The organism is Ruegeria sp. BHSC026 (genome assembly GCF_059613065.1).
Window position 1 is genome coordinate 255,529 of sequence record NZ_JBXWRV010000002.1, and the last position, 12,732, is coordinate 268,260.

At 59.6% G+C, this 12,732-nt stretch carries 15 protein-coding genes; 14 read left to right on the forward strand and 1 reads right to left on the reverse strand.

Going from position 1 to position 12,732, the window contains the following annotated elements; translation table 11 throughout:
• Positions 1-66: 66 nt before the first annotated feature.
• Positions 67-429 (reverse strand): hypothetical protein, encoded by a 363-nt coding sequence (locus tag AC2FME_RS03915; protein ID WP_496685730.1) that lies wholly within the window; start codon positions 427-429, stop codon positions 67-69.
• A gap of 98 nt (positions 430-527) precedes the next feature.
• Here AC2FME_RS03915 and AC2FME_RS03920 point away from each other — a divergent pair, with 98 nt between their 5' ends.
• The 14 genes from AC2FME_RS03920 (at position 528) to hemA (ending at position 12,725) form a co-directional block, all read left to right on the forward strand.
• The gene (locus tag AC2FME_RS03920) at positions 528-1,268 is read left to right on the forward strand and encodes a cytochrome c biogenesis CcdA family protein (protein WP_496685200.1); all 741 of its coding nucleotides are present in this window, start codon (positions 528-530) and stop codon (positions 1,266-1,268) included.
• A 20-nt stretch (positions 1,269-1,288) separates the two neighbouring features.
• Positions 1,289-1,849, forward strand: a complete 561-nt coding sequence (locus AC2FME_RS03925; RefSeq protein ID WP_496683852.1) for a thioredoxin family protein — start codon at positions 1,289-1,291, stop codon at positions 1,847-1,849.
• A gap of 150 nt (positions 1,850-1,999) precedes the next feature.
• Positions 2,000-2,476 carry a sulfur oxidation c-type cytochrome SoxX gene (soxX, locus tag AC2FME_RS03930; protein ID WP_496683849.1) on the forward strand — a complete coding sequence of 159 codons (477 nt, stop codon included), beginning with the start codon at positions 2,000-2,002 and terminating at the stop codon, positions 2,474-2,476.
• Positions 2,477-2,521: 45 nt separating this feature from the next.
• Positions 2,522-2,938 (forward strand): thiosulfate oxidation carrier protein SoxY, encoded by a 417-nt coding sequence (soxY, locus tag AC2FME_RS03935; protein WP_496685195.1) that lies wholly within the window; start codon positions 2,522-2,524, stop codon positions 2,936-2,938.
• Positions 2,939-2,975: 37 nt separating this feature from the next.
• Positions 2,976-3,305, forward strand: coding sequence for a thiosulfate oxidation carrier complex protein SoxZ (gene soxZ, locus AC2FME_RS03940; protein ID WP_496683844.1), 330 nt, complete (start codon positions 2,976-2,978; stop codon positions 3,303-3,305).
• Positions 3,306-3,374: 69 nt separating this feature from the next.
• Positions 3,375-4,220, forward strand: a complete 846-nt coding sequence (gene soxA / locus AC2FME_RS03945; protein WP_496685193.1) for a sulfur oxidation c-type cytochrome SoxA — start codon at positions 3,375-3,377, stop codon at positions 4,218-4,220.
• An 85-nt stretch (positions 4,221-4,305) separates the two neighbouring features.
• Complete coding sequence (soxB, locus tag AC2FME_RS03950; protein ID WP_496685190.1) at positions 4,306-6,003, forward strand: thiosulfohydrolase SoxB; 1,698 nt, start codon at positions 4,306-4,308, stop codon at positions 6,001-6,003.
• A 22-nt stretch (positions 6,004-6,025) separates the two neighbouring features.
• The gene (gene soxC / locus AC2FME_RS03955; protein WP_496799685.1) at positions 6,026-7,297 is read left to right on the forward strand and encodes a sulfite dehydrogenase; all 1,272 of its coding nucleotides are present in this window, start codon (positions 6,026-6,028) and stop codon (positions 7,295-7,297) included.
• On the forward strand, positions 7,281-8,549 hold the full coding sequence (locus tag AC2FME_RS03960) for a c-type cytochrome (RefSeq protein ID WP_496799686.1): 1,269 nt from the start codon (positions 7,281-7,283) through the stop codon (positions 8,547-8,549). The genes soxC and AC2FME_RS03960 overlap by 17 nt, the downstream gene beginning before the upstream one ends.
• 3 nt (positions 8,550-8,552) lie before the next feature.
• Positions 8,553-9,260: a c-type cytochrome gene (locus tag AC2FME_RS03965; RefSeq protein WP_496799687.1), complete on the forward strand. Its 708-nt coding sequence runs from the start codon at positions 8,553-8,555 to the stop codon at positions 9,258-9,260.
• A 24-nt stretch (positions 9,261-9,284) separates the two neighbouring features.
• Positions 9,285-10,550 (forward strand): FCSD flavin-binding domain-containing protein, encoded by a 1,266-nt coding sequence (locus AC2FME_RS03970; protein WP_496683828.1) that lies wholly within the window; start codon positions 9,285-9,287, stop codon positions 10,548-10,550.
• 80 nt (positions 10,551-10,630) lie between these two features.
• Positions 10,631-11,065, forward strand: a complete 435-nt coding sequence (locus AC2FME_RS03975; RefSeq protein WP_496741706.1) for a DsrE family protein — start codon at positions 10,631-10,633, stop codon at positions 11,063-11,065.
• Between the two features lie 35 nt (positions 11,066-11,100).
• Positions 11,101-11,508 carry a DUF302 domain-containing protein gene (locus AC2FME_RS03980; protein WP_496713197.1) on the forward strand — a complete coding sequence of 136 codons (408 nt, stop codon included), beginning with the start codon at positions 11,101-11,103 and terminating at the stop codon, positions 11,506-11,508.
• A complete protein-coding gene (hemA, locus tag AC2FME_RS03985; RefSeq protein ID WP_496713175.1) occupies positions 11,508-12,725 on the forward strand; it encodes a 5-aminolevulinate synthase in 1,218 nt (405 codons plus the stop codon). The genes AC2FME_RS03980 and hemA overlap by 1 nt, the downstream gene beginning before the upstream one ends.
• Positions 12,726-12,732: the final 7 nt, after the last annotated feature.

A 12,732-nucleotide genomic window follows, 5' to 3' on the forward strand; every position in this document is an offset into this window, starting at 1 on the left:
TTCTTGTCGAACACCGGCAGACGTGACGCAGGGGTTTCAGGATTGGTTGTCACGAAACTGTTTTCCTTACCCAGCTTGCTTCCAATCAATACCCGCCCGGTCAAGCATCATTCCCAAGAGACCCCAAAAGAAATCTTCACCCGGATAGCCCTCGATTCGACCGACCTCGAGCCCGTCTTCAATCAGAATGAAAGTCGGGGTAAACCGCACGCCGCGCTGCAGTTGTACGTCTGGCGTCGTTGTGTGCAGGTCGTATCGGCGCAATGGCGCGGCCTGGCCTTCGAGGGTCTTAGGATAGATGGGGGCAATTTCGGCGTTCCAGCGGGCACACCAACTGCACCCTTTTTCCTCGGCCATTAGCAGGTAAGTATCCGCCAGGACAGCCGTCGGAAGCAACATGGCCAAGACGAAAGCCAGTGTTTTCATCATCGACGTTGTCCCAAGTTGATACGCTCCCAAATTGACGTAGGCTATGTTTCCATCATAATAGTATTTTTGAATATCTCAAGCGGTGGAGCGGCGACCAAGTGTTTGATGTCACTTTTTGGGGTGCAACTGTCGCCGGGCTACTTTCTTTCCTGTCGCCCTGCATCTTGCCGATCGTCCCGTTTTACCTGAGCTATCTGGCCGGAGCGGGTATGAACCAGATTTCCGCCGGGTCCGAGATTTCGCCCGCAGTCCGTTTCCGTGCCGTACTGGCAGCGAGTTGTTTTGCGTTGGGAGTGATAACAATTTTCGTTGGCCTCGGCGCCACCGCGACTGTGTTCGGCAGCTTGGTGCGCGAGTATTTTGACGTGCTGCGCTGGGTCGCGGCGGCGATCATCATTGCGATGGGTTTGCACTTTCTTGGCGTGGTCAAAATCGGATTCCTGTACCGTCAGTTCCGGGCGGACGCAGGGGATATATCGAATGTAAGTCTGATCGGGGCCTATGTGATCGGGCTGGCCTTCGCCTTTGGATGGACCCCTTGCGTTGGGCCAGTCCTGGCTGCGATTCTATTCACTGCGGCCGGGCAGGAAACGGCCAACGAAGGCGCCGCTTTGTTGCTTGCCTACGGTCTGGGCATGACATTGCCCTTCATCGTGGCCGCCATGTTCATCGGTCCGTTCATGACGTGGATGGCGCGGTTCCGCAAACATCTTGGGCTGATCGAGAAGCTGATGGGGCTGATGCTGGTCCTTTTCGGCGTTCTGATCGCCACGAATTCGATCAACTACATTGCGCAATGGATGCTTGAGACCATTCCCTGGTTCAGCGCAATCGGATGAAACTCGAAAGGACTCTCACCATGATCAGAATGCTTCTCCTGTTCGCCACGATTTTGATGGCACCTATGACTCTGGCTGCGGAACTGGGTGACGACGGCCTGCACAAGGCCTCGTGGATGCGCGATACTTTCAAGGATCTGCGCGAAGACCTTGAGGAAGCCAATGCCGAGGGAAGGCGGCTGATGGTCATCGTCGAGCAGCGCGGCTGTATATATTGCAAGAAGATGCATGAAGAGGTTTTTGTCGATCCGGAGATCGAAAGCCTGTTGGAAGACCGGTTCTTCGTCGTTCAGATCAACATGTTCGGCGATGTCGAAGTGACTGATTTCGACGGTACGGTCCTGCCCGAGAAAGACATGGTCAAACGCTGGGGAGCCTTGTTCACTCCAACTGTCTATTTTTTCCCCCAAGAGGTGCCGGAGGGTGCAGCGGCGACACAGGCAGTGGTGGCCACAATGCCGGGCGCTTTCGGTCGCGGGACAACGTTCGACATGCTGAACTGGGTGCTGGAAAAAGGTTACGACGGGGACGAGCCGTTCCAGAAATATCATGCCCGCATGATCGAGGCGCGCAAAGGCTAAGCACCCTTGGCTCCGCGCAACAATAGTTTGAACCCCGCCTTCACTGCGTAAAAATACAAAAATTCAATTAGACGAATTTAATGTTGCGAGTCGGTGTTGGTGTGCACTAGTGTGCAAAGACAAAGCAGGGAATCGTCTTTGGGAGGAGGCATGACAAAAGCGTTGAAACTTGGCCTGGCCGGAATGCTGTGTGCATCGACGGCGATGGCGGGTGAGATCAAGCCGAAAGATGTGTCGTTTGCCGACGGCGCCATCGAACAGTCGCTGACCGGTACTCCGGGCGACCCTGAAAAAGGCGCGATGATCGTGGGTGAGAAATCCATGGGCAACTGCGTGGCCTGCCATCAGGTGGCGGCGCTGGCGGACGTGCCGTTTCAGGGCGAGGTCGGCCCGCCGCTGGATGGGGCGGGGGACCGCTGGACCGAGGCCGAGCTGCGCGGTCTGGTGGCAAACGCCAAAATGACCTTCGAAGGCACCGTGATGCCGGCCTTCTTCAAGGCCGATGGCTATATCCGACCTGGCGATGCCTATACCGGCAAGGCGCCCAGCGGGCCGCTTGAGCCGATCCTGAGCGCACAGGACGTCGAGGACGTGGTCGCGTTCCTGATGACCCTCAACGAACAATAGTCGCCTTCGCCTGTCCGAGGGGCACACACTCAAAGGAGATGTAAAATGGAAATTTCGCGACGCGAAACCCTGGCCTTGGGTCTGGGGGCTGCGGTTCTGACGATGCTGCCGTTCCGGGTGAATGCGGCGGTCGAGGATTCGATCTCGGCTTTCACCGGTGGGGCTGACATCGCCGACGGTGGCGTCACCCTGACCGCGCCGGAAATCGCCGAAAACGGCAACACCGTACCGATCGAAGTCAGCGCCCCGGGGGCCGTGGCCATCGCAGTGTTCGCCGCAGGCAACCCGACGCCGGATGTTGCCACGTTCAACTTCGGACCACTGGCCGCGTCGCAGTCGGCATCGACCCGGATTCGACTGGCCGGAACACAGGACGTCATCGCCGTGGCCAAAATGGCCGATGGCAGCTTTGCCAAGGCATCGGCAACGGTCAAGGTCACAATCGGCGGCTGCGGCGGCTGATCGCCCGCGCTCCCCTTAGAACAACAGGAGAAACCCCATGGCATCCGGAGTGAAACCCCGCGTTAAGGTCCCAAAAACGGCAGCGGCCGGCGAGGCGGTGACGATCAAGAGCCTTATTAGCCACACGATGGAAAGCGGTCAGCGCAAGGACAAGGAAGGCAATGTCATTCCGCGTTCGATCATCAACCGCTTTACCTGCGAATTCAACGGCCAGATGGTCATCGACGTGACCCTCGAGCCGGCGATTTCGACCAACCCGTATTTCCAGTTCGAAGCCACCGTGCCCGAGGCCGGGGAATTCGTCTTCACCTGGTACGACGATGACGGGTCGGTCTATGACACCAACAAGAAGATCGAGATCGCTTGACGGCTCGGCAAATCGGCAGAGCGGTGCCCGGGTGTATCTGGGCGCCGATCGACCAAGGGAGGAAACGGAATGAAATTGAAGGCTTTGACGGCTGTTGTTGCAATGGCGGCGATGCCGACTGTGGTTCTGGCCGGCCCCGATGACGACAAGCTGATCATCAATGGCGAGACCGAGATGATTTCGGTCGCCAAAGCGCCCGAACATCTGGAAAACTTCGACACGATCTATTCCGGCTGGCATTTCCGCACCGACGAGACGCAGGCGCTGCAGGTTGACGACTTCGACAACCCGGCCATGATTTTCGTGGATCAGGCCGCTGACACTTTTGAAGCAGTGGACGGCGCCGCCGGCAAGAGCTGCGCCTCGTGCCATGACGGAGCCGAAAGCTTTGCCGGTCTTGCCGCTCAGATGCCGAAGGTTGACCCTGAAACCGGCAAGCTGGTGGTGATGGAAGACCTGATCAACGAATGCCGGACCGAGCGCATGGAGGCTGACGCTTGGAAATGGTCGGGCGCCGACATGCAGGGCATGGTCGCGCTGATCGGCCTGCAGTCGCGGGGCATGCCGATGAACGTAGCCATTGACGGACCCGCCGCGCCCTACTGGGAGCAGGGCAAGGAGATGTACTATACCCGGTATGGCCAGCTTGAGCTGAGCTGCGCCAATTGCCACGAAGACAATTACGGCAACATGATCCGGGCCGACCACCTGAGCCAGGGCATGATCAACGGCTTTCCGACCTATCGCCTGAAACAGGCCAAGCTGATTTCGCGCCACAACCGGTTCCGCGGCTGCATCCGCGATACGCGCGCCGAAACCTTTGCCGAAGGCTCGGATGAGTTCCGCGCGCTCGAACTTTATGTGGCTTCGCGCGGAAATGGTCTGTCGGTCGAAACCCCGGCGGTCCGCCAGTAATCGAACACCCGCGCCGGATCGTCTGGTGCGGGTATTTCTTTCCTAAAACATTCACGAATTTAAATGTGAATCAAGGGCGCATCAGATGATCTCAAGACGTGACTTTCTGCAGGTTTCAATGGCAGCCTCGGCGCTGGTGGGCGCGTCCGGCTTCGGCAACTGGGCCCGGCTGGCGGCGCAGCAGTCTCTGACCCAGGACCAGCTGCTGGAGTTCGAGACCTTCGGCAATGTGTCGCTGATCCATATCACCGACATTCACGCACAGCTCAAGCCAATCTATTTCCGCGAACCGTCGATTAATATCGGGGTGGGGGCCAACAAGGGGGTTGTGCCGCATGTTACCGGGGCCGATTTCCGCAGGCTCTACGGGATCGAGGATGGCAGCCCCAGCCACTATGCCCTGACGTCCGACGATTTTGCCGCGCTGGCCAAGGCCTATGGCCGGGTTGGCGGTCTGGATCGCGTGGCCACGGTGATCAACGCCATTCGCGCCGATCGTCCCGATGCGATCCTCCTGGACGGGGGCGACACCTGGCACGGATCCTATACCTGCCTGAAGACCCAGGGTCAGGACATGGTCAACGTGATGAACGCCTTGCGGCCGGACGCGATGACATTCCATTGGGAATTCACCCTGGGCAGCGACCGCGTGGCCGAACTGGTCGAACAACTGCCCTTTGCGGCCTTGGGACAGAACATCTTCGACGCGGAATGGGACGAGCCGGCCGAGCTGTTCCCGCCCTACCAGATGTTCGAGCGCGGCGGCACCAAGATCGCCGTGATTGGCCAAGCGTTCCCTTACATGCCGATTGCCAATCCCGGCTGGATGTTCCCCGAATACGCGTTCGGCATCCGCGACGAACACATGGCGCAGATGGTTGAAGAGGTCCGCGCCGCCGGTGCGGAATGCGTCGTGGTTCTCAGCCACAACGGCTTTGACGTCGACAAGAAGATGGCCAGCGTGGTGCCGGGGATCGACGTGATCCTGTCGGGCCATACTCATGACGCTCTGCCCGAGCCGGTGCTGGTGGGTGAAACGATCATCGTTGCGTCGGGCTCGAACGGCAAATTCGTCAGCCGGGTGGATCTGGATATCCGCGATGGCCGGATGATGGGCTATCGCACCAAGCTGATCCCGATCTTTTCGGACGTGATCGCCCCCGATCCCGAAGTTTCCGCCTTGATCGACGAACAGCGCGCGCCCTATCTGGACGAGATGTCCGAGGTGATCGGACAGACCGACGGCCTGCTGTATCGACGGGGCAATTTCAACGGCACCTGGGATGACCTGATCTGCGACGCGCTGCTCAGCGAGCGCGAAGCGGAAATCGCGCTCAGCCCGGGCGTGCGCTGGGGGCCGTCGCTGATACCGGGGCAGGACATCACCCGCGAGGATATCTTCGGTGTCACCTCGATGACCTACGGCCAAGCCTACCGTACCGAGATGACCGGCGAATTCCTGAAGGTGGTCCTGGAAGACGTGGCCGACAACATCTTCAACCCCGATCCCTATTATCAGCAGGGCGGCGACATGGTGCGCACCGGTGGGCTCGGCTATCGGATCGACGTGTCCAAGCCGCAGGGCGAGCGGATCTCGAACATGACCCTGCTGAAGACCGGTGAGCCGATCGACGCATCCAGGGCCTATGTCGTGGCTGGCTGGGCCTCGGTCAACGAGGGCACCGAGGGACCGCCGATCTGGGACGTGGTCGAAAGCCATATCCGCAAGCTTGGAACCGTCACGGTTCAGGAAAACACCAACGTCGACGTCGTGGGCGTCTGACACTACCCGGAGCACTTGAGACATGGATGATATGTTCAAGCCTTCCCGCCGCGCCTTTCTGCGAGGCGGCGCCGCGATCGCCGCAGGATCGGTCGCGGGGTCGGTCGCGGCGCAGGAGGCGGACCCGCTGATCACCCAGTTGCAGGACTGGGCCTCGTACACCGGCGCCGGTGTCGATGAAACGCCCTATGGTCTGCCGATCCGTTTTGAAAGCGACGTCGTGCGGCGTAATGTCGAATGGCTGACCGCCTCGCCGATCTCGTCGATCAACTTCACGCCGATCCACGCGCTGGACGGCACCATTACCCCACAAGGCTGCGCCTTCGAGCGGCACCATTCCGGCGCAATCGAATTGAGCAAGCAGGATTACCGGCTGATGATCAACGGGTTGGTCGATCGGCCGCTGATCTTTACCTACGATGATCTTGAACGGTTCCCGCGCGAAAATCACGTCTACTTCTGCGAATGCGCGGCCAATACGGGCATGGAATGGGCCGGCGCCCAGTTGAACGGCGTCCAGTTCACCCATGGCATGATCCACAACATGGAATATGCCGGTGTCCCACTGCGCGTCCTGCTGCAAGAGGCCGGATTGGACGCCGCCGGAGACCTGTCGGACAAATGGGTCTATGTCGAGGGCGCCGACGCTTCGTCGAACGGCCGTTCGATCCCGATGGAAAAGGCGCTGGACGACGTTCTGGTCGCCTTCAAGGCCAATGGCGAGGCGCTGCGGATGGAGCATGGCTATCCGGTCCGGCTGGTGGTTCCGGGCTGGGAGGGCAACATGTGGGTCAAGTGGCTGCGCCGGATCGAAGTGACCGATGCGGCCGTGGAAAGCCGTGAGGAGACCTCGAAATACACGGATGTATACGCCGATGGCACCGCCCGGAAATGGACCTGGGTGATGGATGCCAAATCGGTCATCACTTCGCCCAGTCCGCAGATGCCGATCAAGCACGGCAAGGGGCCGCTGGTGATTTCCGGCCTCGCGTGGTCCGGTCACGGACGCATCACGCGGGTCGATGTCTCGAAGGATGGCGGTATCACCTGGGAGACCGCGCGGCTGGGCAAGCAGCTTGATACCAAGGCGCTGACCCGCTTCTATTTGGATACCGAGTGGGACGGTTCTCCGATGCTGCTGCAAAGCCGCGCCATGGACGAAACCGGCTATGTCCAGCCGACCAAAGACCAACTGCGCGAGAAGCGCGGCGAAAACTCGGTCTATCACAACAACTGTATCCAGACCTGGTACGTCAACGCAGAAGGGATCGCCGAAAATGTCGAAGTCTCTTAGTGGCATCTATCTTCCCGTTTTTGGCGGGATCGCCTTGGTGTGCAGTGTCGCGGTTGCGGTCGCGAACCGCGGATATGGTGACAGCCAGATCGAGACGCTGCAGACGCGACTTGCACAGGTCGAGGCGCAAAAGGCCTCGGCGCTGACCGAGGCCGAGGCAAGCTCGGCCCGGTTGGCAGAATTGGAGACCCGCCTTTCCGAACTGGAAAGCAAGGCCGGCAACGCGGTTGCCGGGGGTGAGCCAGTTTCGGCGCATGAGGGAACCTTCGGTCTGGGCCGTCCGGCCTTGCCCGAAGAGATCGCGGCCTGGGACGTGGACGTGCTGCCTGACGGGCGCGGGCTGCCCGAGGGGTCGGGCGATGTGTTTACGGGTGAGGAAGTTTTCGCCGAAAAATGCGCGGCCTGCCATGGTGACTTTGCCGAAGGCGTGGACAACTGGCCGGTTCTGGCCGGTGGCTTTGGCACGCTGGCCGACGAAGACCCCGTCAAGACGGTCGGGTCGTATTGGCCCTACCTGACCACGGCCTGGGACTATGTGCACCGGTCGATGCCCTTCGGCGAGGCCGGAACACTCAGCGCCGACGAGACCTATGCGATCGTGGCCTACATCCTGTATTCCAACGACTTGGTCGATGACGAGTTCGAGCTGAACCACGACAATCTGGCGACGTTCGAAATGCCCAACCAGGACGGGTTCGTGATCGACGACCGGCCTCAGTTGGAATACGCGGAATGGCGCACCGAGCCCTGCATGGAAAACTGCAAGGACAGTGTCGAGATCACCAAGCGCGCGACGTTCCTGGATGTGACGCCGGACCATGGCGGCGACTCGGTCATGAATTCCGCCGACACATCCGAAACGCCCACGTTTGCGGCTGCCACCGCGACGGTGGAAGAAGCCGCTTCCGGGGATGCGGCCGAAGCCGGTGATGCCGAGCTGATCGCCGCCGGCAAGAAGGTGTTTAGGAAGTGCTCGGCCTGCCACCAGGTGGGGGACGGCGCCAAGAACAAGACCGGTCCGCATCTCAACGGTCTGTTCGGGCGGACCTTCGGATCGGTGGACGGGTTCGGTTACTCGTCGGTTTTCAAGCAAGCCAACGAAGAAGGCCGGATCTGGGACCAGGCCGCGCTGGACGCGTTTCTGGCGAAGCCGAAAACCTACATGAAGGGCACCAAGATGAGTTTTGCCGGGCTTAAGGACGAGCAGGACCGCGCGGCGCTCAATGCCTATCTTGCGACATTCGGCGAGTAGATGATGCAACGGGCGCTGGGGGTGATCCTTTCGGCTTGTGCCACGGTGGTTTCAACCGCCGTGGCTGCCGATATTTTGGGCGATGCCGAGGCCGGAAAGGTGGTGTTCGACCAGTGCAAGGGATGCCATCAGGTAGGCAAGGGGGCAAAGAACCGGATCGGCCCGCATCTGAACGGACTGTTTGGCCGGCCGGCGGCCGGCATTGAAGGGTTCAAGTATTCCAAAAGTTTCCGGCGCGCCGCGGCCAGCGGGCTGGAATGGCATGCGGATACGCTGGATGCGTTTCTGGAAAATCCACGGTCCTATGCCTCGGGAACGCGCATGAGTTTTCGGGGGATCAAAAACGCCAAGGATCGTCACGACGTGATCGCCTATCTTCGGCTGTTTTCCGACGATCCTGCGAACATCCCCGAGGCGGATCCCACGGCCACGGCCACCGATCATGACCTGGACCCGGCGATCCTGGCGATCCAGGGTGATCCGGAATACGGCGAATACCTGAGTAGCGAATGCACGACCTGTCACCAGGCGGACGGAGGCGATGACGGTATTCCGTCAATCGTGCTGTGGCCCGAAGAAGACTTTGTCATTGCGATGCACGCATACAAGAACAAACAGCGTCAGCATCCGGTCATGCAGATGATGGCCGGGCGTCTCAATGACGAGGAAATCGCCGCGCTTGCGGCGTATTTCAACCGCCTCGAACACTGAGGCACTGCAGGGAGGAGACTGCACATGACGATGAACAGACGCGCATTTCTGGGAAAGACGGCGCTGGTCACGGCCTCGTTGGCCGCCCCGGCGGTTCTTGCCGATGGTCACGGCAAGCCGCGGGTCGTCGTGATCGGTGGCGGGGCCGGCGGGGCCACCGCTGCGCGCTACATCGCCAAGGACAGCAAGGGCGCCATCGACGTCACCTTGGTCGAGCCGACGCGCCGTTACTATACCTGCTTTTTCTCGAACCTTTATCTGGGCGGGTTCAAGGATATGAAAGACCTTGGCCACAGCTATGGCGGGCTGGCGGCCGGCGGCGTCAACGTGGTGCATGACTGGGCTATCGGGGTGGATCGCGATGCCAAGACGGTGGCGCTGGCCGGGGGCGGAAGCCTTCCCTATGACAAGCTGATCCTCAGCCCCGGCATTGATTTCGTCGATGGCGCGGTGCCAGGATGGGACATCTCGGCACAGAACGCCATGCCGCACGCCTACAAGGCCGGGTCGCAGACCGAGCTGCTGAAAGCGCAGTTGATGGCAATGCCCGAAGGCGGCACCTTTGCCATGGTTGCGCCACCCAACCCGTATCGCTGCCCGCCGGGACCGTACGAGCGCGTGTCCATGGTCGCCCACTTCCTGAAGGCCAACAATCCGACGGCCAAGATCATCGTGGCCGATCCCAAGCCAAAATTCTCGAAAATGGCGCTGTTCCAGGAAGGATGGGCCAATCACTATGACGGCATGATCGATTGGATTGGCGAAGAATTCGGGGGCGGCAATGTCAGCGTGGACCCGGCCGCGATGACGCTGACCATCGACGGCGAGGAAACCAAAGTGGATGTGTGCAACGTCATCCCCGCGATGAAGGCCGGTCGGATCGCCGAACTGGCAGGCGTGACCGATGGCAATTGGGCGCCGGTGAACGCGGCTGACATGTCGTCGAAGGCTGATGCAGACATTTACGTTTTGGGCGATGCATCGCAGCAAGGCGACATGCCGAAATCCGGGTTCTCGGCCAACAGTCAGGCAAAAGTCTGTGCCAATGCCGTGCGTGGGGCGCTGACCGGGTCCAAGGTTTTCCCGGCCAAGTTCTCGAACACCTGCTGGTCGCTGATCGACACCGACGACGGTGTCAAGGTCGGCGCCACCTATGAGGCGACGCCGGAAAAGATCGCCAAGGTGGACGGGTTTATTTCACAGACCGGCGAAAGCGCGGAAGTGCGCAAGACGACTTACGAAGAGTCTGAAGGCTGGTACACTGGTATCACGTCCGACATGTTCGGTTGATGTTATAGGGCGCCCCGACTGGCAAAGCGGGTTTCGGGGCGATCAGTAATCCAGTGGGAGGAAAAAAAATGAGAAAAATAATGGGAATGATCGCGGTCTGCGTCATGGCGCTGTGGACGTCCGCAGCCGTGGCGCAAGACGGTCTTGCAGACCACAAACTGGCTCTGCAAATCAGCGACAACAACCCGCAGAAAATGAACACGGTCCTGAACGTGGCGGCAAATGTGACGCGGTACTATGAAAGCCAGGGCGAAACCGTCGAAGTTCGGATTGTAGCGTTCAATGCGGGGCTTCACATGCTGCGCAAGGATACATCGCCGGTTCTCGAACGTCTGGATGCGTTCGGTGCCTCGATGCCGAACGTCACGTTCGCAGCCTGCGGAAATACGATTGCCGGCATGACCAAGAAAGAAGGCAAAGAGCCACCTATCGTCGAAATCGCCGAGCATGTCCCGGCCGGAGTAGTCGATCTGATGACTCTCAGCGAAGCGGGCTGGACGGTTATTCGCCCTTGATAAATGAAAGGACTAGGAAGATGAAAAACGCATTTATGGCATTTGTTCTGACTGCTGGTGCAGCAGGAGCAGACCCCATCCTTGTTCCTTTCGATGGCAGTTTCGATGAAGCGACCTTTGCCGTTGAAAGCGCGATCGTTGGAAAGGGGCTGGTGATTGACTACGTCAGCCATGTGGGCGACATGCTGAACCGTACTGGCGAAGATGTTGGAAGCTCTGAAAAAGTCTTCGAAAACGCAGATATTTTCCTGTTCTGCTCGGCGGTTTTGTCGCGCGAAGTGATGGAGGCCGATCCGATGAATATCCAGCACTGTCCCTATGGCATCTTCGTCACCGACCGTGACGGAGAGGTGATGGTCGGATATCGCCCCTATCCTGAAGGGCCGATGCAGAAGGTTCAGGCTCTGTTGGACGATATCGTCTCGGAGGCTGTTGGCAACTGATGGATTACCAGGGGTTTTTCCGGTCTGAACTGGCCAAATTGCGCGAGGAAGGCAATTACCGCGAATTCGCCGAGCTCGAGCGGCATTGCGGTCGTTTTCCGGCCGCAAACTGCCACAACGGGCCAGGCGAGGTGACGATCTGGTGTTCGAATGACTACCTGGGCATGGGCCAACACCCGAAAGTTCTGTCGGCCATGCACGCGGCGCTGGACCGGACCGGTGCAGGCGCAGGTGGTACGCGCAACATATCCGGCACCACCCATGACCATGTTCTTCTGGAATCCGAACTGGCGGATCTGCACAACAAGGAAGCCGCCCTGTTGTTTACCTCGGGCTATGTATCAAACTGGGCGGCACTGGGCACTTTGGCGGCGCGGATTCCCAATTGTGTCGTCCTTTCGGATGCGTTGAACCACGCCTCGATGATCGAAGGCATCCGCCACTCGCGGGCGCAGAAGGTAATCTGGAAACATAACGATCTGGTTGATCTCGAGGCAAAGCTGGCTGCCTTGCCGCCCGATCAGCCCAAGCTGATCGCTTTCGAGAGTGTCTATTCGATGGACGGCGATATCGCCCCGATCCGCGAGATCTGCGATCTGGCTGATCGATACAACGCCATGACCTATTTGGACGAGGTACATGCTGTCGGACTATACGGCCCGCGTGGTGGCGGCATTGCCGAACGCGAAGGTTTGATGGACCGGCTGACCATCATCGAAGGCACGCTGGGCAAGGCCTTTGGCGTGATGGGCGGATACATTGCCGCCTCGGCCGAGATCTGCGACTTCGTACGCTCATTTGCCAGCGGATTCATCTTTACCACGGCGTTGCCCCCGGCACTTGCAGCCGGAGCGGCGGCCTCTATCCGGCATCTTAAAAACAGCGCGTCGGAACGCGAAGCCCACAAGGCGCGTGTGGCGCAGGTTCGGGCGCGGCTGGACGAAATCGGCCTTCCGCATATCGAAAACCCCAGCCACATCATTCCGGTGATGGTCGGCGACCCTGTCAAATGCAAGTTCATCTCGGACATGCTTTTGAAAGAGCACGGTCTATACATCCAACCGATCAATTATCCAACGGTGCCGAAAGGAACCGAGCGGCTTAGGATCACACCTTCACCGGTTCACACCGATCGGGACATCGATCGTTTGATTTCTGCACTCGAAATGCTCTGGTCACAGTGTCAACTGGGGCGTCAACCGCTGGCCGCGCAGTAACGCCCGA